This window comes from Coprococcus sp. AM11-30B (genome assembly GCF_027674365.1).
Lineage (GTDB): Bacteria > Bacillota > Clostridia > Lachnospirales > Lachnospiraceae > Allocoprococcus > Allocoprococcus comes.
Genome location: NZ_JAQDVB010000003.1, coordinates 81,463 through 108,062, shown reverse-complemented (window position 1 = coordinate 108,062; position 26,600 = coordinate 81,463). Strand labels below are relative to the sequence as shown.

Here is a 26,600-nt window from a genome sequence, read left to right as displayed (position 1 = left end):
AAGAAGAAAAAGGAGAGACTGAAAATATGCATATGGATCAGAAAAAGATTCGGAATTTTTGTATTATTGCACATATTGACCATGGAAAATCCACACTGGCGGACCGTATTATCGAACAGACAGGTCTTCTGACCAGCAGAGAGATGCAGGCACAGGTGCTGGATAACATGGATCTGGAAAGAGAACGTGGTATCACAATCAAATCACAGGCAGTCCGCACGGTTTATAAGGCAAAGGATGGGGAGGAATATATCTTTAATCTGATCGATACTCCGGGACACGTAGACTTTAACTATGAAGTGTCACGGAGTCTTGCAGCCTGTGATGGAGCGATCCTGGTCGTTGATGCGGCACAGGGCGTAGAAGCGCAGACACTGGCAAATGTATATCTGGCACTGGACCATGATCTGGATGTCATGCCGGTTATCAACAAGATCGATCTTCCAAGCGCAGAGCCGCAGCGTGTGATCGAAGAGATTGAAGATGTGATCGGAATTGAAGCGCAGGATGCACCACTGATCTCGGCAAAGACAGGGCTTAATGTAGATCAGGTTTTGGAACAGATCGTGACAAAGATCCCTTCTCCGACAGGAGATCCGGATGCACCGCTTCAGGCACTGATTTTCGATTCCCTCTATGATCCGTATAAAGGTGTTATCGTATTCTGCCGTATCAAAGAAGGATGTATCACGAAAGGAATGCCGATTCATATGATGGCGACAGGTGCAACTGCTGATGTTGTGGAGGTTGGATATTTTGGTGCCGGACAGTTTATCCCTTGTGATGAGCTTTCAGCAGGAATGGTTGGATATTTTACAGCCAGCCTGAAAAATGTAAAGGACACCCGTGTGGGTGATACCGTAACAGGTGCGGAAAATCCATGTTCTGAGCCTCTTCCGGGATATAAAAAGGTCAACCCGATGGTGTACTGCGGAATGTATCCGGCAGACAGCTCCAAATACCCGGATCTGAGAGATGCACTGGAAAAACTGCAACTCAACGATGCGGCACTTCAGTTTGAACCGGAGACCTCTCTTGCGCTGGGATTTGGTTTCCGCTGTGGTTTCCTTGGACTTTTGCATCTGGAGATCATTCAGGAGAGACTGGAAAGAGAATACAATCTGGATCTGGTGACAACTGCGCCGGGCGTTATCTACAAGGTGCACAAGACCAACGGAGAAGTGATCGACCTGACCAATCCGTCTAATCTTCCGGATCCGTCAGAAATTGATTTTATGGAAGAGCCGATGGTAAAAGCAGAGATTATGGTGACATCCGAATTTATCGGTGCGATCATGGATCTGTGTCAGGAAAGACGTGGCGAATATCAGGGAATGGAATACATCGAAGAGACCAGAGCGGTATTGAAATACCACCTGCCTCTGAATGAGATCATCTATGATTTCTTTGATGCGCTCAAATCCAGATCCCGCGGTTATGCGTCTTTTGATTATGAAATGCTCGGCTATGTCAAATCTGATTTGGTCAAGCTGGATATCCTGATCAACAAAGAAGAAGTGGATGCTCTTTCCTTTATTGTATTTGCGGGAAGTGCTTATGAGAGAGGAAGAAAGATGTGTGAGAAGCTCAAAGAAGAGATTCCGAGACAGCTTTTTGAGATTCCGATCCAGGCAGCTGTCGGAAGCAAGATCATTGCCCGTGAAACAGTAAGAGCCATGCGTAAGGACGTACTTGCCAAGTGCTACGGCGGTGATATCAGCCGTAAGAAGAAGCTTCTGGAAAAGCAGAAGGAAGGAAAGAAGCGTATGCGCCAGGTTGGAAATGTAGAAATTCCACAGAAGGCATTTATGAGTGTATTAAAACTGGACGACAAATAGACAGACAAAGGATAATCGAGCAGGCTGACTCCTACTCGATTCGTATACTTTGTACACTATCTCGCTTAACAGCTCGATGATGTACATTCGCCAAGTACAGATTCTTGTGCAAGCACAAATCTGTACTTGGCTCATCGTATACACAAAAAGGCAGGAGCGGTTTCCGAGGGAAAAGTTCCTGCCTTTTGCACAGAAAAGGAGAAAAGCAGATGCAGCCTTTAGAACTATATATTCATATTCCGTTTTGTGTGAAAAAATGTGCATATTGTGATTTCCTTTCCGGTCCGGCCGGAGAAAAGGAAAAAGAGGAATATGTGAAAATGCTGGTCGACGAGATCAGAAACTGTCCGGATACAGTGCAGAATTACAGGGTGATTTCCATTTTTTTCGGAGGCGGAACCCCATCTCTTCTTACCGGTGAGCAGATTGGGCGGCTGATGGATACGGTCAGGGAAATATTTACGTTGGATGAGGACGCAGAGATCACTATGGAAATGAATCCGGGAACGGTAACGGAAGAAAAACTGCGAAAGTACAGACAGGCAGGGGTGAACCGTCTGAGTATCGGTCTGCAGTCGGTCAATGATGAGGAACTTCGTCTGCTTGGAAGAATCCATACTTATGAAGAATTTCGGGAAGCATATCATCTGGCGAGAGCCAATGGTTTTTCAAATATCAATGTAGACCTGATCTCGGCAATTCCGGGGCAGACGGTGGAAAGCTGGAGGCGTACACTGGAGCAGGTAATGGCACTTTCCCCGGAGCATATTTCTGCATATAGTCTGATCTTGGAAGAGGGAACAACTTTCTATAAAAAATATGTAGAAGACGAGGCAAAAGAAGGGCCAAAGCTTCCGGATGAGGATGCGGAGCGTCAGATGTACTGGGATACGGAAACGCTGATGGAGAAGAACGGATATCACCGTTACGAGATTTCCAATTATGCTAAGGAGGGATATGCCTGCCGGCACAACCTGGGATATTGGGAGAGAATTCCGTATCTGGGATTTGGAATTGGTGCGGCATCCCTGGTTCCCGGGGATCTGATTGGAAAATGCAGGAAGCTGGAAGGAAAAATGAGTCGCTACACGAACCCGGATCAGTTAAGGGAGTATGCACATTCCTACAGGAACAAATTTCAAGCAGAGCTTCTGACAGAAACTGAGGAGATGGAGGAATTTATGTTTCTTGGACTGCGGAAAATGAACGGAATCTCAAAAAAAGAATTTTCAGAGTATTTTGGGAAGAGTCTGGAGGATATTTACGGTGAACCGATCTGCAAACTGGAAAGCTTAAAGCTTCTTGAGCAGGATGATGACAGAGTATGGCTTACAAAACGGGGGATCGATGTCAGCAACAGTGTGTTTGTAGAGTTTCTGCTGGAAGAGTAAAATTTGGAAAATCAGAAAAATATAAAGTATACTTGACAAATAGGTTTTATAGGCATATAATGACATCATCGAGTTAAACCTATCAAAACAGTAGGAAAGAAAGGAGAACTTACGATGTCAAAAATTTATAATGGTGCTTTAGAGCTTGTTGGAAATACTCCTCTTGTAGAGGTGAAAAATATTGAAGAAGAATTAGGATTAGAGGCAAGAATCCTTGTGAAACTGGAATATTTTAACCCGGCCGGAAGTGTAAAAGACAGAATTGCCAAAGCAATGATCGAGGATGCTGAGGAAAAAGGATTATTAAAAGAAGGTTCTGTTATCATTGAGCCTACTTCGGGAAATACGGGAATCGGTCTTGCATCGATTGCAGCAGTCAAAGGATACCGTATCATTCTTACTATGCCGGAGACAATGAGTGTAGAAAGAAGAAACATCCTGAAAGCATACGGAGCAGAGATTGTTCTGACAGAAGGCGCAAAGGGAATGAAGGGTGCGATTGAAAAAGCAGATGAACTTGCAAAAGAGATCCCGGGCAGCTATATCCCTGGACAGTTTGTTAATCCGGCTAATCCGGAAGTACACAGAAAGACAACCGGACCAGAGATCTGGAAGGATACAGACGGAGAAGTAGATCTGTTTATCGCAGGTGTTGGTACAGGTGGAACACTGACCGGTGTCGGCGAATATCTGAAATCTCAGAATCCGGATGTGAAGATCGTTGCATTGGAGCCTGCAAGTTCACCGGTACTTTCTACAGGAAAAGGTGGTCCTCACAAAATTCAGGGAATCGGAGCAGGATTTGTACCGGACGTACTCAACACAACTGTATATGATGAAATATTTACTGTAGAAAATGATGACGCTTTTGCAACAGGAAAGCTGCTTGCAAAGAAAGAGGGAATCCTGGTAGGAATTTCTTCGGGAGCCGCACTTTATGGAGCGATCGAACTTGCAAAACGTCCGGAAAACAAAGGAAAGACGATTGTGGCACTGCTTCCGGATACCGGAGACAGATATTATTCCACACCGCTCTTCACGGAGTAGAATATGAATTTTTCAAAGAAAAGCAGATACGGACTTCGGGCACTGATCGACCTGTCCGTATACTCGAAAGAATCCCATGTTGCACTTGCAGCAATTGCAGAGCGTAACAGTATTTCACCGCAGTATCTGGAACAGGTATTTGCGGCACTCAGAAAAGCCGGAATCATTAAAAGCGTGAAAGGACCGCAGGGGGGATACCTGTTGGCGAAGCCTGCCACAAAGATTTCGGTTGCGGAAATATTACGTGCGCTGGAAGGTGATTATCTCATCGAAGAAGAGGATGTAGAAGGCGCCGAGAACGGAAGAGCTGCGGCTCAGGCTGTACAGAGTGAAGTTATCGAACGTCTGAACAGAGGACTACAGGATATCCTTGAGAATCTGTTTCTCTCTGACCTCGAACAAAAATATCAGGAATACAGTGAATACAGTCAGGATATGTACTATATATAATAGAAGAAATGCACACCATCAGACCGGGAGGCTGGGGTGTGTATTTTTTGGTTTGACGGTCGGGTGGGGAGTTTGGGAGGAAGGGAGCAGGCGGTTCAGGCAGAAAAGAAGGGATTCCAATTCAATCGGCAAACCATTCCGATGAGCCTCCGAAAACAATCATTGTGTCAGCAATGGCTTCCACAATGATTTGAGTCTCATCGGAATGGTTTGCCGATTGAATTGGAATCCGACAGCATATCCAGGTGGAACCGGACTAAAAATAAAAAAATCATAAACCCTGTTGACAAAGTGAATAGTAAGTGGTACATTTATAAGCGTAGAAAATATTAGCACTCATACATAACGAGTGCTAATAACAAAAAGGAGGTAGCATATGGAAGCCATACAGGAACTTAGTGAGCGGAAGACGAAGATCTTACATGCAATCATTAAGAACTATCTTGAGACCGGAGAGCCTGTGGGATCCAGAACGATTTCCAAGTATACGGATCTGAATTTAAGTTCGGCAACAATCCGAAATGAGATGGCAGATCTCGAAGAGCTTGGTTATATCATGCAGCCTCACACATCAGCAGGAAGGATTCCGTCGGATAAAGGTTATAGATGGTATGTGGATATGCTGATGAGCCAGAAAGAACAGGAGATTACCGAAATCAAAGGTCAGATGCTTGAGAAGGCTGACAAGATGGAAGAACTTCTGAAGCAGGTTGCAAAGGTTCTTGCGAACAACACGAATTATGCGACGATGATTTCGACTCCGACTTACAACGGGAACAAATTAAAATTTATCCAGCTTTCACAGGTTGATGACCATCAGCTGATCGTTGTGATCGTGATGGAAGGCAACATTGTAAAGAACCAGATCGTGACACTGGATGAGCCGCTCAGCAATGAAGCACTATTGAAGCTGAATATGCTTCTGAATACTTCGCTGAACGGAACTTCACTAGAGCAGATCAATCTGGGAGTGATCGCAAGACTGAAAGAACAGGCAGGGATCCACAGTGGTGTGATGAGCAGTGTTCTGGATGCAGTAGCGAATGTGATCCAGCTGGATGACGACATGGAGATTTACACCAGTGGCGCGACGAATATTTTCAAGTATCCGGAGCTTAGTGATAAGCAGAGCGCACAGGAGATCATCAGTGCTTTTGAAGAAAAGCAGCAGCTTGCCGCTCTGGTAACAAAGTCAATGGCAAACGGCGGTGAAGACAGAGACATCCAGGTATACATCGGAGATGAATCGAATGTGGAGAACATGAAAGACTGCAGCGTAGTCACAGCAACATATGAGTTGGGCGAGGGCATGCAGGGAACCATCGGAATCATCGGACCGAAGCGAATGGATTATGAACATGTCATGAAGACGCTTAAGACACTGATGGCAGAGCTGGATGACATATTCCACAGGGATGAGCCGAAAAAGCTCGAATAAGAAGTAAGAAAGGTGGAAGAACCATTGGATAAAAAGATGAGTAATGAAGAAATGGTAAAAGAAGCAGTGGAAGAAGCAAAGAAAGCTGCGGAGGCAGAAGCCAAAGAGCAGGAGGCAAAAGGGCAGGAACCGGAAGACGCGGAAGAAACCGAAGCAACAGAGGAAGAAGCTGTTGGTAAAGAGACGAATTCCGAAGATGCTGAAGAACCAAAGAAAAAGAAGTTGTTTGAAAAGAAAAATAAAAAAGATAAAAAGGATGAGCAGATCGCAGATCTGACAGACAAACTTACGAGACACATGGCTGAGTTCGATAATTACAGAAAGCGTACTGAAAAAGAAAAGTCAGCGATGTATGAGATCGGAGCCAAAGATGTTGTAGAAAAAATTCTTCCGATTGTAGACAACTTTGAACGCGGACTTCAGTCCGTACCGGAAGAAAAGAAAGATGATCCGTTCGTAGATGGAATGGATAAGATCTATAAACAAATGATGAGCACACTGGAAGGAATCGGAGTAAAACCGATCGAAGCAGTTGGTCAGGAATTCGATCCGAATTTCCACAATGCAGTGATGCATGTGGAGGATGAAGAACTTGGTGAAAATGTAGTAGCTGAGGAATTCCAGAAAGGATATATGTACCGTGACTCAGTCGTAAGACACAGCATGGTAAAGGTAGCAAACTAAGATATACCGTGTACCGCATTTACGATACACTTTATATAAATAACAAAGCAAAATACAATTTTTATTATATTAACAGGAGGTCTTCATAATGGGCAAAATCATTGGTATTGACTTAGGTACAACAAACAGTTGTGTAGCGGTTATGGAAGGTGGACAGCCGGTCGTAATCGCAAATACAGAAGGAGCAAGAACTACACCATCTGTAGTAGCATTTACAAAGACAGGAGAACGTCTTGTAGGTGAACCTGCAAAACGTCAGGCAGTAACAAATGCAGAAAAGACAATCTCATCTATCAAGCGTGAGATGGGTACAGATCATAAAGTAGACATCGATGGAAAGAAATATTCTCCACAGGAAATTTCAGCTATGATCCTTCAGAAATTGAAAGCAGATGCAGAAGGATATCTTGGAGAAAAAGTTACGGAAGCAGTTATCACTGTTCCGGCTTACTTCAACGATGCTCAGCGTCAGGCTACAAAAGATGCAGGTAAGATTGCAGGTCTTGATGTAAAACGTATCATCAACGAGCCTACAGCAGCAGCTCTTGCATATGGACTTGACAATGAAAAAGAACAGAAGATCATGGTATACGACCTTGGCGGTGGTACATTTGATGTATCTGTTATCGAGATCGGTGACGGCGTTATCGAAGTTCTTTCTACAGCTGGTAACAACAGACTTGGTGGAGATGACTTCGACCAGAAGATCACAGATTATATGCTTGCAGATTTCAAGGCAAAAGAAGGCGTAGACCTGTCAACAGACAGAATGGCACTTCAGAGACTGAAAGAAGCAGCTGAAAAAGCAAAGAAAGAACTTTCTTCTGCAACAACAACAAACATCAACCTTCCGTTCATCACAGCAACAGCTGAAGGACCGAAGCATTTTGATATGACTCTTACAAGAGCTAAATTCGATGAACTGACACGTGACCTTGTAGAAAAGACACAGGAACCGGTAAGACGTGCACTTTCTGATGCAGGACTTACAGCAGCAGACTTAGGTCAGGTACTTCTTGTTGGTGGATCTACACGTATTCCGGCAGTTCAGGAAGAAGTAAAACGTCTGACAGGAAAAGAACCAAGTAAATCTCTTAACCCGGATGAATGTGTAGCACTTGGTGCTTCTATCCAGGGTGGTAAGCTTGCAGGAGATGCAGGCGCAGGCGACATCCTTCTTCTTGATGTAACTCCACTTTCACTTTCTATCGAAACAATGGGTGGTGTAGCTACAAGACTGATCGAGAGAAACACAACAATCCCGACAAAGAAGAGCCAGATCTTCTCTACAGCAGCTGATAACCAGACAGCCGTTGACATCAATGTTGTACAGGGTGAAAGACAGTTTGCAAGAGATAACAAGTCCCTCGGACAGTTCAGACTGGATGGAATTCCGCCGGCTCCACGTGGAATCCCACAGATCGAAGTTACATTCGATATTGATGCAAACGGTATCGTAAATGTATCTGCAAAAGATCTGGGAACAGGAAAAGAACAGCACATCACAATTACAGCAGGATCTAATATGTCTGATGCAGATATCGACAAAGCTGTAAAAGAAGCTGCTGAATTTGAAGCTCAGGATAAGAAACGTAAAGAAGCAATCGATGCTAAGAACGATGCCGACGCTATGGTATTCCAGACAGAAAAAGCACTTGGCGAAGTTGGAGATAAGATCGATGCAGCAGACAAAGCAGCAGTAGAAGCTGACGTACAGGCTCTGAAAGATCTGCTTGCGAAAGCGAATACAGAAGAACTTACAGATGCTCAGGTTGCAGAAATCAAAGCAGGAAAAGAAAAACTGATGGAAAGCGCTCAGAAACTGTTCACAAAGGTTTACGAACAGGCAGGCGCACAGGCTGGTCAGGCAGGACCACAGGCTGGACCTGCACCAGAAGCAGGACCGGCTCCGGAAGGATTTAACGGAGATGACGTAGTTGACGGAGATTACAAAGAAGTTTAATCCGTAAGATAAGATGAGAAACTGCAAGGCGGCATTATACCGTCTTGCAGATTTCATGTATCATAAATAAAAATAGTTTTTTATGACATAAAAAGCCTCCGGTTAGGTGAACTGCATGTGCAAAGAAGATGTTGCAGAGAGCCGGCGCGGGCATGAGAATGTGCCAGGGTACATTCTGTATTAAAATACTTTGAGAAATATCTAAGTGAGGTAGGATTATGGCAGAGGCAAAAAGGGATTATTATGAGATCCTGGGCGTATCACGAGATGCGGATGATGCGACTCTGAAAAAAGCATACAGAGCTTTGGCGAAAAAATATCACCCGGATATGAATCCAGGAGATGCAGAAGCCGAAAAGAAGTTCAAGGAGGCTTCTGAAGCCTATGCTGTTCTGAGTGATGCAGACAAACGGCGTCAGTACGATCAGTTTGGTCATGCAGCGTTTGAAGGCGGTGCAGGCGGAGCCGGTGGATATGGCGGTTTTGATTTTAACGGGGCAGACTTTGGTGATATTTTTGGTGATATCTTCGGTGATCTGTTTGGCGGTGGCAGAAGAGGCGGACGTGCGAACAATGGTCCGATGAAAGGCGCCAATATCCGTAAAGGTGTCCGGATTACATTTGAGGAAGCAATTTTTGGATGCGAGAAGGAACTGGATATCGTTCTGAAAGATCCATGTACAAAGTGTAACGGAACAGGAGCAAAACCGGGAACAAGTCCGGAGACCTGTTCAAAATGTGGTGGAAAAGGTCAGGTTGTTTATACATCACAGTCGTTCTTCGGAACGGTGCAGAATGTGCAGACCTGTCCGGACTGTCATGGAACGGGTAAGATCATTCGTGAGAAATGTCCGGACTGTGGTGGAACAGGCTATACTTCAAGCCGCAAGAAGATCAAAGTCACAATCCCGGCAGGTATTGACAATGGTCAGAGCGTAAGAATCCGTGAAAAAGGTGAACCGGGTGTGAATGGCGGACCGAGGGGAGACCTTCTGGTAGAAGTTACGGTTTCCAGACATCCAATCTTCCAGAGACAGGATGTTCATATTTTCTCAACTGCACCAATTTCGTTTGCGCAGGCAGCACTTGGTGGTGATGTGCGAATCAAGACGGTTGATGGTGATGTGATCTATACCGTAAAACCGGGAACTAAGACTGATACAAAAGTACGCCTGAAAGGAAAAGGGGTACCTTCTTTGAGAAATCCTCAGGTCAGAGGTGATCATTACGTGACGCTGGTTATTCAGACTCCGGAAAAATTAAGTCCGGAAGCCAAAGAAGTGCTTAGACATTTTGATCAGTTGACAGGAAATACACTGAACCAGGAAGAGCCGGCTTCTGAATCGAAGGGTAAAGCTAAGAAAAAAGGGTTCATGGATAAGTTAAAAGAAACATTTGAAGAATAATAAAAAGGTGGCTGTGAAAAACTCGATTGAATTTTTCACAGCCACCTTTTTTTATTCTTCTTCGTCTTCCAGTTCTCCTCCGATGACACCTCCGAGAACGGCAGTGAAAGAAGCAACAACGACAGCGGCGATGATTGCTACACCGATCAGTGCTACTAAAATACCCATAACACGTACCTCCTTTTCTCGTCTTTTTATAGTATAACACGGAGGCAAGTAAAATTAAATGAAAAAATGTGACTTTTTTCATTTAGTATGCTATAATGTCAAAGAGCAAATGATAACACAGCGTATTGTCAGTTTTGCGGATTTAAAATAGTAAGGCTTAGCGGTTAAGGAGGGCAAACCAATATGGCACTGAAAAAACAGATAAAAGAAACAAAGGCAGCAGAGGTAAAGGCAGCGGCAGAAACTAAAGAAGAAGTAAAAACAGCAGTTAAAGCAGCAGAAGATAAAGTCAGCGAAAAAGTAGAAGAAGTAAAAGAAACTGCTAAAAAAGAAGCACAGCCGAAAGAAGTAAAGGCTACTGTTGAAAAGAAAGCGCAGGAGGTAAAAAAAGCTGCAGGAGAAGTGAAAAAAACAGTAGAAGAAACAGCTGAAAAAGCTGCAAAAGAAGTGAAGAAAACTGCAGAGAAAGTTACAAAAGAAGTAAAGAAAGCAGCACCAAAAACAACAGCAAAAAAATCTGCGGCAAAGAAAGAAATCAAAACAGAAGTTGTTCTTCAGTATGGTGAAAAAGAAGTAAACACAAAAGATATGATTGCTTCAGTAAAAAAAGACTGGACAAAACAGAAACATAAAATTTCCGAGATCAAGAGTATTGAGCTTTATGTAAAACCGGAAGATTATGCAGTATACTATGTAATCAATGGCGAACATACCGGAAAAGTATGGTTATAAGATAAGACTGAAAGATTTAGTCCGAACCGCAATCTTTATTGAACGGTTCGGATTTTTTTAAGGAGAGAGGTAAAATGCAAAAGTTTATACAGTATACCCCGACAGAAATCCTGTTTGGAGAAAACACACAGGCAGAAGTTGGGAAAGAAGTTAAGAAATGGGGCGGAAGCCGTGTATTTATCGTATATGGCGGTGGAAGTGTAAAGAAAAGCGGACTTCTTGCGCAGGTAGAAGAAGCCCTGGAAAAAGAAGGACTTGCTTATGCGGAATTTGGCGGAGTAAAGCCAAATCCCCGGATGGCATATGCACAGGAAGGCGTTGAGAAAGCAATTGAGTTCGGTGCGGATTTTCTTCTTGCAGTAGGCGGTGGAAGTTCTATTGATACAGCAAAGGCAATCGCCCATGGTGTGGCAAACCCGGACTGGTCTCTGGAGGAAATCTGGGGAGGTGAAATCATACTTACCAGATCGACACCGGTAGGATGCGTACTTACGATTGCGGCAGCAGGAAGTGAAACAAGCGATTCCGCAGTTCTGACAAACGAAGAAACAAGGAAAAAGGGAGGAATCAGCACTAGCCTGAACCGCCCGAAGTTTGCGATTATGAATCCGGTTCTTACCTATACGCTTCCAAAATATCAGATTGCGTGCGGAATCGTGGATATCATGATGCATACACTGGAGCGATATTTTATTCCAAATACGAGAAATCAGATAACAGATGAGATTGCAGAGGGAGTTCTGCGGGTTGTGATTGAAAATGGAAAGAAAGGTCTGGAGAATCCGACAGACTACGATGCCATGAGTGAAATCATGTGGGCAGGAAGCCTTTCCCATAATGGTCTGACAGGTCTCGGAAGAGCAAAAGATTTTTCTGTACATAAGCTCGGACATGCACTTGGTGCAAAATATGATAAGGCGCATGGTGCAACCCTTTCAGCTGTCTGGGGATCCTGGGCAGAATATGTCTATAAAAACGATGAAGAAAGATTTGCGCATTACGCAAAAAAAGTATGGGGCGTAGAGGAAGAAGATGTGGCGAAAGCCGCAAAAGAGGGAATTCGCCGGACTGTAGAATATTTCCGTGAGATTCATATGCCGACAAATTTAAAGGAACTGGAGATCGGAGAAGTATCAGAGGAAGATCTGCGGGAACTTTCTATGGCTGCGACATTAAATGATACCGTAAAACTTTCAAAAATCAAAGAACTTACTGCCGAAGATGTATACCAGATTTTCCGGAAAGCGGCAGAAAAATAAGATGGAAATAAATAAGAGAAAATTTTACAGACAAGTGTTCGCACTTGTAATCCCAATGGCACTTCAGAATCTGATCAATGTGGGTGTGACGGCGGCAGACGTGCTGATGCTTGGAAGAGTCAGCGAAAAAGTTCTTTCAGGTGCATCCCTTGCAGGGCAGATACAGTTTGTCATGACACTGATCCTTTTTGGTACAACATCAGGTGCAACGGTTTTGACTGCACAGTACTGGGGAAAGAAAGATACACAGACGATTGAAAAAATCCTTGGAATGGGAATGACCATCGGTGTCAGCTGTGCAGCTCTTTTTACCATTGTTGCGGAAATCATTCCGGAAGTGCTGCTTCATATCTATACCAGTGACCCGGCCGTGATCGCAGAAGGTGTGAAATATTTGCGGATCGTGGCGCTTTCCTATGTTCTGATGGCGGCAACGCAGGTCTATCTTTACATTATGCGGAGTATCGAGCAGGTTGTGATCGCAACGGTTGTTTACAGCGCGTCACTAGTTTGTAATGTCCTGGTAAATGCGCTTCTTATTTTTGGCTTATTTGGTTTACCGAAGATGGGAATTATGGGTGCGGCAATCGGAACTCTGACAGCAAGGATCGTAGAACTTATCATTGTAATCTGGTATGCAAAAGTAAAAAACCATGACGTTAGATTTCACCCGGTCTATATGCGTAAGATCGACAAGGTGCTTCTAAAAGACTTTCTGATTTATGCGAGTCCGGTGATCTTGAATGAAATGATGTGGGGACTTGGTTCTACAGCGAATACAGCAGTGATCGGTCATCTGGGAAGTGCTGCGGTGGCAGCAAATTCTGTTGCTCAGGTTGCAAGACAGCTGGCAACGGTGGTTGCCTTTGGTGTATCCAATGCGACTGCCATTTATCTTGGTAAGACCATCGGTGCAAAAGAGTTTCATCTGGCAAAAGAGTATGGAAAAAGATTTTTGTGGCTGAGTATTATTACTGGTGCGGTAGGAGGCGGCATCATTCTGATAGCTGCTCCGATTGCAAATCATGTGATGACACTCTCAAAGGAAGCGCAGGGGTATCTTTATTTTATGTTTTTTGTTATGTCTTACTTTACACTCTGCCAGGCGATCAATACGACCCTTGTGGTGGGTGTATTCCGGGCAGGAGGAGATACCAGGTTTGGTCTGATCCTGGATGTGTCTACCATGTGGGGATGCTCTATTCTGCTGGGTATGATCGCTGCCTTTGTCTTTCATGCGCCGGTGCAGGTTGTTTATATCCTTCTGATGAGTGATGAGGTGATCAAAGTACCGATCACAGTCATGCGCTACCGAAGCTATAAATGGATTCAGAATGTGACGAGAGAAAAAGCAGAGCTGGCATAACATTGTATGCGAAAATAAATTTGGAATTTTGAGGCAGATGTGATATGATATAGAAAGAATATATTTGAAAAGGAGATTTGCAACATGAAATTAGTATCAACAGAAAAAGCACCAAAAGCACTTGGACCGTATTCCCAGGGATATGTACATGGGGGAATCCTTTATTCAGCAGGACAGATTGCGATCAATCCGGCTACAGATACTGTAGAAGCTGATACCATCGAAGGACAGGCTGACCAGGTATGTAAGAACATCGGAGCAATCCTTGAAGAAGCAGGAACTTCTTTTGACAAAGTATTAAAGACAACCTGTTTCCTTGCTGATATGGGAGATTTTGCCGCATTTAACGAAGTTTATGCGAAATATTTCACATCAAAACCAGCCAGAAGCTGTGTTGCTGTTAAGACACTTCCAAAGAACCTTCTTTGCGAAATTGAAGTGATAGCAGCAGTAGAAGAATAGGATTTATAAATCCTGAAAATTAGGAGGATGGCGTTATGGCAGAAGAGCAGAACAGCGGATGTTCGCCGGAATCGTGTTCTTCCTGTGCGCATGCGGGTTCATGCAGCAGTGCGAAGAAAGATCTGAAAGCACCGGCAAATCCGTATTCACAGGTAAAAAAAGTAATTGGAGTAGTCAGCGGTAAAGGTGGAGTCGGCAAATCAATGGTGACAGCATCTCTTGCACGTATGATGGTACAGCAGGGATATTCAGTTGGTATTCTGGATGCGGATATCACAGGACCATCTATCCCGAAGATGTATGGAGTGCATGGAAGTGCAGTCGGAAGCGAGGCGGGAATGTTCCCGTGCGTTGCAAAAGACGGCACGAAGATCATGTCGGTCAATCTGCTTCTGGAACACGAATCAGATCCTGTCATCTGGAGAGGACCGGTGATCGCAGGAGTAGTAACCCAGTTCTGGACTGATGTAATGTGGGGAGATCTGGATTTCTTATTTGTTGATATGCCGCCGGGAACAGGGGATGTTCCTCTTACGGTATTCCAGTCACTTCCGGTAGACGGCGTTGTGATCGTGACTTCGCCACAGGATCTGGTACAGATGATCGTAGAGAAAGCTTACAATATGGCAAAGAAGATGAACATACCGGTTCTCGGACTGGTGGAAAACTACAGTTATCTGGAATGTCCGGACTGTGGAAAGAAAATATCTGTATTTGGGGAAAGCCACATTGACGAGATTGCAGAAAAACTTGGGGTAGAAGTACTCGGAAAGATGCCGATCGATCCGAAACTTGCCGAAATTGTAGAACAGGAGAAGTTCTATGAGGCAGACAACCAGTATCTTAAAAACATCATTGACAAGTTCAATTAAGAAGAAAGCTCCGGCGAGATGATGATCGCCGGGGCTTTTTAGCTATAGAGGTACGGAAAATGTGAAAAGCCATATCATGACAGGACGGATACAATTGGCAAGGAACATGTGTTTATGGTATGATAACAGGTAGCAAAAAGCGGAGGCAGAAAGAACATGGACGAGAATCTCCCGATGATCCGGATTTCGGTGCGAAACCTTGTGGAGTTTATTTTAAGAGAAGGGAATATTGACAATCGAACAGGAGGCGGACAAGATCCGGAGAATATGCAGATGGGAAGCCGGATTCACCGGAAGATCCAGAGACAGATGGGATCGGATTATCAGGCGGAGGTACCTCTTAAGACAGAGATCGTCTGTGATGGGTTTACTTTGAAAATAGAAGGACGTGCCGACGGACTGATTCATACAAAAGAGCAGGTCATGGTAGATGAGATCAAGGGTGTTCTGCGGGAACTTGACCGGGTGCAGGAGCCGGCAGGCATTCATCTGGCACAGGCAAAATGTTATGCCAGCATGGTAGCAGAACAGGAAGGGGTGGATGAGATCGGGGTACAGATGACCTATTGCCAGATGGAGACGGAAGAGGTGAAAAGGTTTCAGTATTCTTATCGGAGTAATGAACTGAAAGTCTGGTTCGATGAAGTGATCCGACAGTATGAAAAATGGGCAAAGTTCCAGATTGAATGGAGAAAGGCAAGAAATGCATCTGTTAAAGGGATTGAATTTCCGTTTCCATATCGTAAAGGGCAGAGAGATCTTGCGGTATCTGTTTACCGGACGATTCTTCGGAAGAAAAAGTTGTTCATCCAGGCACCAACCGGAGTGGGGAAGACGATTTCAACGGTATTTCCGGCAGTGAAAGCGGTTGGAGAAGAACTGGGCGAGAAGATTTTTTATCTGACGGCAAAAACAATCACCCGGACGGTGGCGGAGCAGGCATTCGAAACCTTGCGGGAACAGAATCTGAAGTTCAAAGTGATCACTTTAACGGCGAAAGAAAAAATCTGTTTCTGTGAGGAGACAAGCTGCAATCCGGATGACTGCCCATATGCCAAAGGGCATTTTGATCGGGTAAATGATGCGGTCTATGAGCTTTTGATGCAGGAAGATGTGATGAGCCGGGAAGTGTTGGAAGCGCAGGCAAGAAAACATAAGGTCTGTCCATTTGAAATGGCACTGGATGTGTCAACCTGGGTGGATGGTGTGATCTGCGATTATAATTATGTGTTTGATCCGGATGCCCGGCTCAAGCGTTTCTTTGCAGAAGGTGGCGCTGGAGGATATTTGTTTTTGATCGATGAGGCACACAATCTGGTAGAACGTGGACGGCAGATGTACAGTGCAGAGTTATGCAAGGAGGACTTTCTTGCGGTGAAGAAACTGGTAAAGGGAGAAGCACCGCGGTTTGCAAAAAGACTGGAGGCATGCAATAAGATTCTTCTGGCAATGAAAAAAGAGTGTGAAAACTATAAGGTGCTGGACAATATTTCGCATTTTGGAATCCAGCTTATGAATGTACTATCTGAGACAGACCGGTATCTCGAGGAATGTGTGGATAAAGAAGTCCGGGAAACCGTATTGGATTTTTATTTTCAAGTGAGATCTTTCCTGAATATATATGATGGGTTGGATGAGAACTATGTCATCTATACGGAGTATCAGGAGAATGGAAGATTTGTTCTGAAGTTGTTTTGTGTTAACCCGGCGGCAAATCTGCAGAAATGTCTGGATAAGGGGAACAGTGCTGTATTCTTTTCGGCAACACTTCTGCCAATCCAGTATTACAAAAGACTTCTGAGTACGGAAAAAGATAACTATGCGGTCTACATTGATTCTTCGTTTGATACAAAGAAGAGACTGCTTATGAATGGTGTGGATGTGAGTACCCGTTACGCCATGCGTTCCAGGGAAATGTATCAACGATATGCGACATACATTTTCCGGGTAGTGAAAGCAAAAATGGGGAATTATCTGATCTTTTTCCCGTCTTACCGGTTTATGGAAGATGTGTATCAGGAATTTACACAGCTTCTTGCATCAGATGAAGAAGAGATGGAACTGGTTATTCAGCAGAAGCACATGGATGAAGAAGAACGGGAAAATTTCCTGCGTGCATTTGAAATGGGAAGAGAGAAAAGTCTGATCGGTTTTGGAGTTCTTGGCGGGATTTTCTCAGAAGGAATCGATCTGACAAATGAGAAGCTGATCGGGACACTGATCATCGGAACAGGGCTGCCGCAAGTGTGTAATGAGCGGGAAATCCTGAAAAGCTATTTTGACCAGAAGGGACTTTACGGATTTGACTATGCTTACCGGTATCCGGGGATGAACAAGGTTTTGCAGGCAGCAGGAAGGGTGATCCGCACAGAGGATGACCGCGGAGTGATACTTCTTCTGGATGAGCGTTTTCAGAGGGAGAAGGGGAAAGAGATTTTCCCGAAAGAATGGGCGGACTGTGAAAGATGCCGGTTAGACATTGTGGAAGAAAAAATCCGTCTGTTCTGGGAAAAACAGACGGATAATTAAGAAACTTTTTATGCATTAAAGTAATCCAGAAATGCCTGTGTCGCGCGGGAAACCGGAACATGTCCGTTCCACGCGGCAACCAGCTGACGCTTTGGAAGTTGTTCTTCGGTCTGGACGACAAAGAGTTGGTCGGAATTCTTTGGTACACAGTAGTCCGGAATAAAAGCGATGCCAAGTCCGATCCGTGCGAGATCGATCAGAAGATCGTTGCTGCTCAGCTCGATTTCAGGAACCAGATCCAACTGATGCTGCTGGAAGAGAGAATGCAGAAATTCACTGGTTGTACTTTTTCTGTCCAGCATGATGATCGGATAACGCTGCAGTTCTTTGAGGGAAAGCTTTTTCCCCTGCAGTTCCGCAAAGGACTGGTTTGCGATAAAGACATCGTGAAAATCACGGATCTTTCGGAAGGAGGCAAGACTGCCAAGGTAAACGTTCGGATAGTTAGCGACAATGAGATCTACCTGACCGTTCTCCAGAAGTTCCGTACACTTGATCGAAGTGGCATTGGTCACTTTTATATGTGCGTTAGGGAAAGCTTTGTGGAAACGTTCCAGATAAGGGACCAGAAAATACCGGCAGATGGTGTCGCTGGCACCGATGCGGATCTGACCGCCGGTAGAGGCTGTTTCCATGATCTGGGATTCCCCGCGCTTGATCAGATTGATCGCCGGTTCGATATGACGCAGAAGGATCTCGCCTTCCGGGGTGAGCTGAACTTTTTTTGTGCTTCGGATGAAAAGAACCTGATCCAGTTTCTTTTCCAGTGCTTTAATGGACTGGCTGACAGCGGACTGTGAAATAAAGAGCTGCTTGGAAGCCTCAGAAAAGCTGAGCGTGTCTGCAACATAATAAAATACTTTATATAATTCATAGTTGATATCCATTATTAGTCCTCCTTATAAAACCTATTAGTATTATAAGTGATAAAAAATGAAATTTCAAGAGAAAACCATTTTTGACAAATGAAGACAGGGTTGCTAAACTATAGACAAAAAAGAGAAGGAGAAAAAGGATGGCAAAAAAGAAATGGCTGCATAAAATCCTGGCGATTTTGCCGAGTATTTCACTGATCGTGATCCTGCTGATCAGCAGTTTTGAGATTGGTGCATACGGAGACTGGAATTTTTATGAAAAAGAATATGAAAAATATAAGGTAGCGGATGAACTTTATATGGAGATGCCGGATATTATGAAGGTGACAAAATTCATGATGTCTTATTTGCGGGGCAACGAGAAGAAACTGAGTATCGAGACGGAAGTGGAAGGAAATATACAGGATTTTTTCAATGAGAAGGACCGGCTTCATATGGCAGATGTGCAGGGACTTTTTCTTGGCGGACTTGCAATCCGGAGGGGAGCGATCATCGTACTGCTTTTTTCAATGGCGGCACTTGTGCTTATGAAAGCAGACTGGAAGAGACTGATCCCGCAGATGTATCAGCGGGTGCTGGCGGTATTTCTGGCACTTACCGCGGTGGCAGGATTTCTGTTCTCAAGAGACTTTAACAAATATTTCGTGATCTTTCATCATATTTTCTTTAACAATAACTTATGGATCCTTGATCCGGCAGAAGACTATATGATCCGGATGCTTCCGGAGGGCTTTTTCTATGATATGGTGATGAGGATCGGAAGTATTTTTGCTGTGTTTTTAATCATATCTCTTGTCTGCAGTATTGTTCAGAAAAAGATAAATAAGAGATGCGGTTCACGGTAATTGTAATAAATAAGATATACTTATAAAAAGATTTAGTTATATTTATTGTACTTATAAAAGGTGATGTGGTAAAATAAAAATCGAGGAAACTGCCGTTATGCCGGATCAAGGCATGCGGTTTCAATATTACTACCAAAGCTAATGGAGGAAATTATGGGCGTAAAACGTGTATATGTGGAGAAAAAACCAGAATTTGCAGTACAGGCTAAAGAACTTCGCCATGAGGTGAAGAGTTATCTTGGAATTAAGACGGTGAAGAATGTACGTGTACTGATCCGCTATGATGTGGAAAATCTTTCTGATGCAACATTTGAAAGAGCATGCAACGGTGTGTTTGCAGAACCACCGGTAGATGTGCTTTACAGAGAGGACTTCCCGCGCGAAGAAAGTGACCACATTTTTTCTGTAGAATTTCTTCCTGGACAGTTTGACCAGAGAGCAGATTCTGCTGTTCAGTGCGTACAGTTTATCAAAGAGGATGAGCTGCCGGTTATCAAGACAGCGACCACTTATGTGATCGAAGGTGAGATCAGCGAAGAAGAGATGGAAGCTATCAAGGCGCACTGCATTAACCCGGTGGATTCCAGAGAGACAGGACTTGAAAAACCGGAGACACTGGTTACGAAATTCGAGGAACCTGCAGATGTAAAGATTTTTGACGGATTCAAAGATATGCCGGAAGCGGAACTGAAAGAGTTATACAGTTCTCTTGGACTTGCTATGACATTCAAGGATTTCCAGCACATCCAGAATTATTTCAAAGGGGAGGAACACAGAGATCCATCTATGACAGAGATCCGTGTTCTGGATACTTACTGGTCTGACCACTGCCGTCATACTACATTCTCAACAGAACTTACAGAAGTATCCTTCGGTGATGGCGATTACAGAAAGCCGATGGAAGATACTTATAAAGAATACCTTCAGACACACAGTGAGATCTTTAAAGGACGCGAAGACAAATTTGTATGCCTGATGGATCTTGCATTGATGGCAATGCGGAAGCTGAAAAAAGAAGGCAAACTTCAGGATCAGGAAGAATCCGATGAGATCAATGCCTGCAGTATCGTTGTCCCGGTTGAAGTAGATGGTGTGGAAGAAGAGTGGCTTGTCAACTTCAAGAACGAGACGCACAACCATCCGACCGAGATCGAACCATTTGGTGGTGCAGCTACCTGCCTTGGTGGAGCAATCCGTGACCCGCTGTCAGGACGTACTTATGTATACCAGGCAATGCGTGTAACCGGTGCAGCAGATCCGACCGTATCTGTAAAAGAGACGATGAAAGGAAAACTGCCGCAGAAGAAACTGGTGCGTAGTGCAGCACATGGATACAGCTCATATGGTAATCAGATCGGACTTGCAACCGGACTGGTAAAAGAGATCTATCATCCGGATTATATGGCAAAGAGAATGGAGATCGGTGCGGTTATGGGTGCTGCTCCGAGACGTGCAGTTATCCGTGAAAATTCGGATCCGGGAGATATCATCATTCTTCTTGGAGGACGTACCGGACGTGATGGCTGTGGTGGAGCAACCGGTTCTTCCAAAGTTCATACCGAAGAATCCATCGAGACATGTGGAGCTGAGGTTCAGAAGGGTAATGCGCCGACCGAACGTAAAATCCAGAGAATGTTCCGCAGAGAAGAAGTCAGCAAGCTGATCAAGAAGTGTAATGACTTCGGAGCAGGCGGAGTATCTGTTGCAATCGGAGAACTTGCAGATGGTCTTCAGATCAATCTGGACAAAGTACCGAAAAAATATGCAGGTCTTGACGGAACAGAGATTGCAATTTCTGAATCCCAGGAGCGTATGGCTGTTGTGGTAGATCCGAAGGATGTAGATGAATTCCTTGGCTATGCAAAAGAAGAGAATCTGGAGGCGGTAAAGGTTGCAGTTGTTACCGAAGATCCGAGACTTGTTCTTTCCTGGAGAGGAAAAGAGATTGTAAATATTTCCCGTGCCTTCCTGAACACCAACGGTGCACACCAGGAGACAACGGTTAAAGTTGATATTCCTTCAAGAGAAGATACCATCCTTAAGAAACAGGTTGAGGTTGGCGATGTAAAAGAAAAATGGCTGGATACTCTGAAAGATCTGAATGTATGCTCGCAGAAAGGTCTGGTTGAGATGTTCGACGGATCCATCGGAGCAGGTTCGGTTTTCATGCCTCACGGTGGAAAATACCAGATGACAGAGACGCAGAGTATGGTTGCAAAGCTTCCGGTTATGCATGGTAAATGCGATACCGTTACGATGATGAGTTATGGATTTGATCCGTATCTGTCAAGCTGGAGTCCGTATCACGGAGCTGTCTATGCTGTCACAGAGTCTATGGCTAAGATCGTGGCTTGTGGTGGAGATTACAGCAAGATCCGTTTTACATTCCAGGAATATTTCCGCAGAATGACAGAGGATCCGGAAAGATGGAGTCAGCCATTTGCAGCACTGCTTGGTGCATATAAGGCACAGATTGCTTACGGACTTCCGTCAATCGGAGGAAAGGACAGCATGTCCGGAACATTTGAACATATCGATGTACCGCCGACACTGGTATCCTTTGCAGTTGACATTGCCAAAGAAGGAGATATCATTACTCCGGAACTGAAAAAAGCAGGTAATAAACTTGTATGGATGAAGATTGAAAAAGATGAATATGAGCTTCCGGTATATGAACAGGTAATGGATCAGTACGGTAAGTTCGCTGATGATATCCACAACGGAAAGATTGTATCGGCTTACGCACTTGACCGCCATGGAGTGATCGCAGCTGTCAGCAAGATGGCATTCGGTAACGGAATGGGTGTGAAGATCGAACACAGCATGGATGCAAGAGAACTTTTTGCACCTGCATTCGGTGACATCGTAGCAGAAGTTCCAGCAGACAAGGTTGGAGAACTCTCCATTTCTTACACTGTGATTGGTGAAGTGACAGATGATGCGAAATTCGCATTTGGAGATACAGAAATCACACTGAAAGAAGCAGAAGATGCATGGACAGGAACTCTGGAACAGGTATTCCGTACGGTATCTGACGAAGCTTCTGACGAAAAGGTAGAATCTCCGCTGTATGATACAAAAGACATTGTAATCTGTGGACACAAGATTGCACAGCCGACTGTATTTATCCCGGTATTCCCGGGAACAAACTGCGAGTATGACAGTGCAAAAGCATTTGAAAGAGCAGGTGCAAAGGTCATCACAAAAGTATTCCGTAACATGGATGCAGCAGATATCGTAGATTCTGTGAATACATTTGAAAAAGAAATTGCAAAATCCCAGATCATCATGTTCCCGGGCGGATTCTCAGCTGGTGACGAACCAGATGGTTCAGCAAAATTCTTTGCAACTGCATTCCAGAATGCAAAACTCAAAGAAGCAGTAGAAAAACTTCTGAACGAAAGAGATGGTCTTGTACTTGGTATTTGTAACGGATTCCAGACACTGGTTAAACTTGGTCTGGTTCCTTACGGAGAAGTTGTGGGACAGACACCGGATTCTCCGACACTGACCTACAATACCATCGGACGCCATATTTCCAAGATGGTTTACACGAAAGTTGTTACCAACAAGTCACCATGGCTGCAGGGAGCAGAGCTTGGCGGAGTTTATACCAATCCGGCATCCCACGGAGAGGGACGTTTTGTTGCAAGTGAAGAATGGCTTGACAAGCTCTTTGCAAACGGACAGGTTGCAACACAGTACTGTGACCTTGACGGAAATGTATCTATGGACGAAGAATGGAACGTCAATGGCTCTTATCGCGCAATTGAAGGTATCACAAGTCCGGATGGCCGTGTGCTTGGTAAGATGGCACATTCAGAACGTCGTGCAGATTCCGTGGCAATCAATATTTATGGTGAGCAGGATATGAAGATCTTTGAATCCGGTGTGAAATATTTCAAATAAGACGGGAAATCTGGAATAAAATGCTTCGAATGAGACGAAAATGCAAGATTGTCGACACAAACTTGCAAAAAAGAGAAGAAGTATCAAGAAAAAAAATGAAAATCAGCTGTATTTGAAACAAAAATGTAGTGGAAATTCATAAAAATTGAAAAATATGCAAAAAAATCTTGACACAGGCGCCTGAATGCTTTACTCTGTTAAAGAACAAAGGTGTTCCGGAGGGACAGACATTTGTTTGTCCCTCTTTTTTTAGCAAAGAAGTGTGCAAAGTCACATTTTTGTAAAAGAACATTCAGGAGGTATTGAGTAGTATGTCTTATGTTGATGAAGTAATTGAACTTGTAGTAAAGAAAAACCCAGATGAACCAGAATTTCATCAGGCAGTAAAAGAGGTTCTGGAATCTCTTCGTGCAGTTGTAGAAGCTCATGAAGAAGAATACAGAAGAGACGCTCTTCTTGAAAGACTCGTTGAGCCGGAAAGACAGATCAAATTCCGCGTACCGTGGGTAGATGATAAAGGTCAGGTTCAGGTTAATACAGGATACCGTGTACAGTTTAACAGTGCAATTGGACCATACAAAGGAGGATTACGTCTCCATCCTTCAGTAAATATCGGAATTATCAAATTCCTTGGATTTGAACAGATCTTCAAAAACTCTCTGACAGGACTTCCAATCGGTGGAGGAAAAGGTGGATCAGACTTCGATCCGAAAGGAAAATCAGATCGTGAAGTTATGGCATTCTGCCAGAGCTTTATGACAGAGCTTTGCAAATATATCGGAGCAGACACAGATGTACCAGCCGGAGATATCGGAACAGGTGCAAGAGAGATCGGATATATGTACGGACAGTACAAGAGAATCCGTGGATTATCAGAAGGTGTTCTGACAGGTAAAGGACTCAGCTACGGTGGATCCCTTGCACGTACAGAAGCTACAGGATACGGACTTCTGTATTTCACACGCGAGATGCTCAAACTTGCAGGAAAAGACATCGCTGGCAAGACAGTTGCTGTTTCTGGAGCAGGTAACGTTGCAATCTACGCAATCGAAAAAGCACAGCAGATGGGTGCCAAAGTTGTAACATGCAGCGATTCTACTGGATGGGTTTATGATCCGGAAGGAATCGATGTTGCAGCACTGAAAGAAATCAAAGAAGTGAAGAGAGCAAGACTTACAGAATACAAGAACTACCGTCCAAATTCAGAATATCATGAAGGACGTGGTGTATGGTCAGTAAAAGTTGATATTGCTCTTCCTTGTGCAACACAGAACGAACTTCATCTGGAAGATGCAAAACAGCTTGTTGCAAACGGATGCTTCGCAGTAGCAGAAGGAGCTAACATGCCTACCACACTGGAAGCTACACAGTATCTGCAGGAGAACGGTGTATTATTTGCACCTGGTAAAGCTTCTAATGCAGGTGGTGTTGCCACATCAGCACTTGAGATGTCACAGAACAGCGAACGTCTCAGCTGGACATTCGAAGAAGTTGATGCAAAACTTCAGAACATCATGGTAAATATCTGCCACAACGCAGCAGACGCAGCAAAACGTTACGGAGCAGAAGGAAACTATGTAGTAGGTGCTAACATTGCCGGATTTGAAAAAGTTGTAGACGCAATGCAGGCTCAGGGAATTGTATAAGACATATCCTCTATGTAAAAATATAAACCAAAAGTCCCCGGAAGTAAATTCCGGGGGCTTTTGCTTAGGAAGGGTAAAAATCTGTTAAAAAAAGTGTCAAAAAAAGTAAAAAAACAGTTGACATTTCAGTGATTATAATTGTATAATAACAAAGTCGGTTGTGAGACGGACAAACATATGGGATCATAGCTCAGCTGGGAGAGCATCTGCCTTACAAGCAGAGGGTCATAGGTTCGAGCCCTATTGGTCCCATTGCAATGAAAGTTGCATAATTGAATATGGCGGGATAGCTCAGTTGGCTAGAGCACGCGGTTCATACCCGCGGTGTCGCTGGTTCAAATCCAGTTCCCGCTACTTGAAGAAGGAGTCCTTGTGTAGGGCTTCTTTTTTACTATATGAGAAATGAAGTGATGGAGTAAGGAAGATGGATAAGACACGATTCTGGGCGGAGAGACTCTATGTAAATAGTAAGATTTCCTCGCACATTTATTATGCCGAGAAAGATATACTGGAAGTTATCGGCATCGGAGAAAATGAAGAGGATCCGTTCTTGACAGATCCGTATTTAGAAGAAAATCTGCGTAAGATGTATGAAGAAAAAAGGGCGCCTGTCCTTACGATAGAAGACGGCTGGGTGGCTTACATGGCATTTTCTGATGCAGAGAACAATTTTTATATCGGAGGACCGGTGAGTCTGGCGACGGATAAGGAAGAAAAAAGCGGACTGTATCATTACAGGCGCAGACATCAGCTTTCGCAGCATAAATTGAATATCCCCAGAATGTCGATCATGAAACTTGCCGGTATTTTGTCTATGTCTCTTTTTTCTCTGTGTGGTCTTGAAATAAGTGAAGCAGAGTTGATGGAATTAAGTCGGATTGAAACAGGTAAGAAAAGCGAAATAGAAGGGGAACTGGTTAACTATAAATTTGATTCTTCAGAAAATGAACGAAAGCATGTAACATATGAATATGAAAAAAAATACTACGATGCGATAAAAAGAGGAGATAGTGATTATTTCAAAGGTCCGATGTATGACAAGCTGCATCTGTATGATGAAATTGGAAAGCTGGCTGAGGGAGGCCTTAAGCAGGCGGAGTATATGGTTGCGGCAGGACTTGCGTTGATCTCACGGGCAGCAATGGAAGGAGGCGTATCGCCGACAGAAGCTTATGCGGTGAGCGATGTGTTTTATCAAAGGCTGGAAAAGTGTAAAACACAGAAAGAGATGTATCAGCTCTCTTCTGAGATACAGCGAACCTATGTGAAAATGGTTCAGGAACGGAAGAAAGAGAAGAAAAATTCAAATTATGTCGAACAGTGCAAGGATTATCTGACACAAAATTTCCATAAAAGAATCACGGTGGAAGAACTGGCAAAACAGATAGGGGTAAACAGAACCTATTTGTCCGGAAAATTTTCCGAACAGGTTGGGATGAGCATTTCACAGTATAGCATTCTGATACGAATCCGAGCGGCTGAGAATATGCTGAAATATTCTGAGGCTTCGATTTCTTACATTGCAGATTATCTGTGTTTTTCATCACAGAGTCATTTTGGCAGAGAGTTTAAAAAGAAAAACGGGATTTCTCCGTCCGAATATCGGAAACAGAATAAAAATATACATTTTTTAAGCAAACAGACATAAATGATAAAAAAGCAACATATATGACAGAAACATCCATTGGATACGGTTATGATAATCGTATCCAATGGATGT

At 43.9% G+C, this 26,600-nt stretch carries 19 protein-coding genes and 2 tRNA genes; 20 read left to right on the top strand and 1 reads right to left on the bottom strand.

The genetic code is table 11. The features are described 5' to 3' along the window. Positions 1–26: 26 nt before the first annotated feature. The 14 genes from lepA to PGU50_RS02425 all read left to right on the top strand — a co-directional run bounded on the left by lepA (position 27) and on the right by PGU50_RS02425 (position 17,605). A complete protein-coding gene (gene lepA, locus PGU50_RS02490; protein WP_008374702.1) occupies positions 27–1,838 on the top strand; it encodes a translation elongation factor 4 in 1,812 nt (603 codons plus the stop codon). A gap of 209 nt (positions 1,839–2,047) precedes the next feature. Continuing rightward, the gene (gene hemW / locus PGU50_RS02485) at positions 2,048–3,229 is read left to right on the top strand and encodes a radical SAM family heme chaperone HemW (protein ID WP_055157567.1); all 1,182 of its coding nucleotides are present in this window, start codon (positions 2,048–2,050) and stop codon (positions 3,227–3,229) included. 114 nt (positions 3,230–3,343) lie between these two features. Further along, entirely contained in the window at positions 3,344–4,276 is a 933-nt protein-coding gene (cysK, locus tag PGU50_RS02480) for a cysteine synthase A (RefSeq protein ID WP_055157569.1), read from the top strand. Positions 4,277–4,279: 3 nt separating this feature from the next. Further along, positions 4,280–4,726, top strand: a complete 447-nt coding sequence (locus PGU50_RS02475; RefSeq protein ID WP_008374709.1) for an RrF2 family transcriptional regulator — start codon at positions 4,280–4,282, stop codon at positions 4,724–4,726. A 376-nt stretch (positions 4,727–5,102) separates the two neighbouring features. Beyond that, positions 5,103–6,164 carry a heat-inducible transcriptional repressor HrcA gene (hrcA, locus tag PGU50_RS02470; protein ID WP_008374717.1) on the top strand — a complete coding sequence of 354 codons (1,062 nt, stop codon included), beginning with the start codon at positions 5,103–5,105 and terminating at the stop codon, positions 6,162–6,164. 36 nt (positions 6,165–6,200) lie between these two features. Next, positions 6,201–6,848, top strand: a complete 648-nt coding sequence (gene grpE, locus PGU50_RS02465; RefSeq protein WP_022220706.1) for a nucleotide exchange factor GrpE — start codon at positions 6,201–6,203, stop codon at positions 6,846–6,848. A gap of 88 nt (positions 6,849–6,936) precedes the next feature. Next, positions 6,937–8,811, top strand: a complete 1,875-nt coding sequence (gene dnaK / locus PGU50_RS02460; RefSeq protein ID WP_008374721.1) for a molecular chaperone DnaK — start codon at positions 6,937–6,939, stop codon at positions 8,809–8,811. Positions 8,812–9,029: 218 nt separating this feature from the next. Continuing rightward, on the top strand, positions 9,030–10,217 hold the full coding sequence (dnaJ, locus tag PGU50_RS02455) for a molecular chaperone DnaJ (RefSeq protein ID WP_008374725.1): 1,188 nt from the start codon (positions 9,030–9,032) through the stop codon (positions 10,215–10,217). A 351-nt stretch (positions 10,218–10,568) separates the two neighbouring features. After that, positions 10,569–11,117 carry a DUF6465 family protein gene (locus PGU50_RS02450; protein ID WP_070097332.1) on the top strand — a complete coding sequence of 183 codons (549 nt, stop codon included), beginning with the start codon at positions 10,569–10,571 and terminating at the stop codon, positions 11,115–11,117. Between the two features lie 74 nt (positions 11,118–11,191). Further along, entirely contained in the window at positions 11,192–12,376 is a 1,185-nt protein-coding gene (locus PGU50_RS02445; protein WP_181974493.1) for an iron-containing alcohol dehydrogenase, read from the top strand. Position 12,377: 1 nt separating this feature from the next. Further along, positions 12,378–13,742 carry an MATE family efflux transporter gene (locus tag PGU50_RS02440; RefSeq protein WP_270246081.1) on the top strand — a complete coding sequence of 455 codons (1,365 nt, stop codon included), beginning with the start codon at positions 12,378–12,380 and terminating at the stop codon, positions 13,740–13,742. An 84-nt stretch (positions 13,743–13,826) separates the two neighbouring features. Next, on the top strand, positions 13,827–14,204 hold the full coding sequence (locus PGU50_RS02435) for a RidA family protein (protein WP_117556305.1): 378 nt from the start codon (positions 13,827–13,829) through the stop codon (positions 14,202–14,204). A 35-nt stretch (positions 14,205–14,239) separates the two neighbouring features. After that, the gene (locus PGU50_RS02430) at positions 14,240–15,076 is read left to right on the top strand and encodes an Mrp/NBP35 family ATP-binding protein (RefSeq protein WP_117823958.1); all 837 of its coding nucleotides are present in this window, start codon (positions 14,240–14,242) and stop codon (positions 15,074–15,076) included. 156 nt (positions 15,077–15,232) lie between these two features. Continuing rightward, positions 15,233–17,605 (top strand): ATP-dependent DNA helicase, encoded by a 2,373-nt coding sequence (locus PGU50_RS02425; RefSeq protein ID WP_270246080.1) that lies wholly within the window; start codon positions 15,233–15,235, stop codon positions 17,603–17,605. 8 nt (positions 17,606–17,613) lie between these two features. Here PGU50_RS02425 and PGU50_RS02420 read toward each other — a convergent pair whose 3' ends face one another. After that, positions 17,614–18,492 carry a LysR family transcriptional regulator gene (locus tag PGU50_RS02420; RefSeq protein WP_008374739.1) on the bottom strand — a complete coding sequence of 293 codons (879 nt, stop codon included), beginning with the start codon at positions 18,490–18,492 and terminating at the stop codon, positions 17,614–17,616. 128 nt (positions 18,493–18,620) lie between these two features. Here PGU50_RS02420 and PGU50_RS02415 point away from each other — a divergent pair, with 128 nt between their 5' ends. From PGU50_RS02415 to PGU50_RS02390, 6 genes are all read left to right on the top strand, one after another. Beyond that, a complete protein-coding gene (locus tag PGU50_RS02415) occupies positions 18,621–19,325 on the top strand; it encodes a TIGR01906 family membrane protein (RefSeq protein ID WP_118217292.1) in 705 nt (234 codons plus the stop codon). A 150-nt stretch (positions 19,326–19,475) separates the two neighbouring features. Further along, positions 19,476–23,234 carry a phosphoribosylformylglycinamidine synthase gene (locus PGU50_RS02410; RefSeq protein ID WP_270246097.1) on the top strand — a complete coding sequence of 1,253 codons (3,759 nt, stop codon included), beginning with the start codon at positions 19,476–19,478 and terminating at the stop codon, positions 23,232–23,234. 311 nt (positions 23,235–23,545) lie between these two features. Beyond that, positions 23,546–24,880 carry an NADP-specific glutamate dehydrogenase gene (gdhA, locus tag PGU50_RS02405; RefSeq protein WP_008374749.1) on the top strand — a complete coding sequence of 445 codons (1,335 nt, stop codon included), beginning with the start codon at positions 23,546–23,548 and terminating at the stop codon, positions 24,878–24,880. Positions 24,881–25,059: 179 nt separating this feature from the next. Next, positions 25,060–25,132, top strand: a tRNA-Val gene (locus PGU50_RS02400). Positions 25,133–25,160: 28 nt separating this feature from the next. Further along, positions 25,161–25,234 (top strand) — tRNA-Met (locus tag PGU50_RS02395). A 70-nt stretch (positions 25,235–25,304) separates the two neighbouring features. After that, positions 25,305–26,528: a helix-turn-helix domain-containing protein gene (locus tag PGU50_RS02390; protein ID WP_270246079.1), complete on the top strand. Its 1,224-nt coding sequence runs from the start codon at positions 25,305–25,307 to the stop codon at positions 26,526–26,528. Positions 26,529–26,600 lie beyond the last annotated feature (72 nt).

Excerpts from the sequence above, each read along its gene's own strand:
- lepA (WP_008374702.1), top strand. The coding sequence starts at position 27 with ATGCATATGGATCAGAAAAAGATTCGGAATTTTTGTATTATTGCACAT.
- PGU50_RS02420 (WP_008374739.1), bottom strand. The coding sequence starts at position 18,492 with ATGGATATCAACTATGAATTATATAAAGTATTTTATTATGTTGCAGAC.
- PGU50_RS02450 (WP_070097332.1), top strand. The coding sequence starts at position 10,569 with ATGGCACTGAAAAAACAGATAAAAGAAACAAAGGCAGCAGAGGTAAAG.
- hemW (WP_055157567.1), top strand. The coding sequence starts at position 2,048 with ATGCAGCCTTTAGAACTATATATTCATATTCCGTTTTGTGTGAAAAAA.
- PGU50_RS02415 (WP_118217292.1), top strand. The coding sequence starts at position 18,621 with ATGGCAAAAAAGAAATGGCTGCATAAAATCCTGGCGATTTTGCCGAGT.
- grpE (WP_022220706.1), top strand. The coding sequence starts at position 6,201 with ATGAGTAATGAAGAAATGGTAAAAGAAGCAGTGGAAGAAGCAAAGAAA.
- PGU50_RS02390 (WP_270246079.1), top strand. The coding sequence starts at position 25,305 with ATGGATAAGACACGATTCTGGGCGGAGAGACTCTATGTAAATAGTAAG.
- hrcA (WP_008374717.1), top strand. The coding sequence starts at position 5,103 with ATGGAAGCCATACAGGAACTTAGTGAGCGGAAGACGAAGATCTTACAT.
- PGU50_RS02475 (WP_008374709.1), top strand. The coding sequence starts at position 4,280 with ATGAATTTTTCAAAGAAAAGCAGATACGGACTTCGGGCACTGATCGAC.
- PGU50_RS02430 (WP_117823958.1), top strand. The coding sequence starts at position 14,240 with ATGGCAGAAGAGCAGAACAGCGGATGTTCGCCGGAATCGTGTTCTTCC.
- gdhA (WP_008374749.1), top strand. The coding sequence starts at position 23,546 with ATGTCTTATGTTGATGAAGTAATTGAACTTGTAGTAAAGAAAAACCCA.
- dnaK (WP_008374721.1), top strand. The coding sequence starts at position 6,937 with ATGGGCAAAATCATTGGTATTGACTTAGGTACAACAAACAGTTGTGTA.
- PGU50_RS02425 (WP_270246080.1), top strand. The coding sequence starts at position 15,233 with ATGGACGAGAATCTCCCGATGATCCGGATTTCGGTGCGAAACCTTGTG.
- cysK (WP_055157569.1), top strand. The coding sequence starts at position 3,344 with ATGTCAAAAATTTATAATGGTGCTTTAGAGCTTGTTGGAAATACTCCT.
- PGU50_RS02440 (WP_270246081.1), top strand. The coding sequence starts at position 12,378 with ATGGAAATAAATAAGAGAAAATTTTACAGACAAGTGTTCGCACTTGTA.
- PGU50_RS02435 (WP_117556305.1), top strand. The coding sequence starts at position 13,827 with ATGAAATTAGTATCAACAGAAAAAGCACCAAAAGCACTTGGACCGTAT.
- dnaJ (WP_008374725.1), top strand. The coding sequence starts at position 9,030 with ATGGCAGAGGCAAAAAGGGATTATTATGAGATCCTGGGCGTATCACGA.
- PGU50_RS02445 (WP_181974493.1), top strand. The coding sequence starts at position 11,192 with ATGCAAAAGTTTATACAGTATACCCCGACAGAAATCCTGTTTGGAGAA.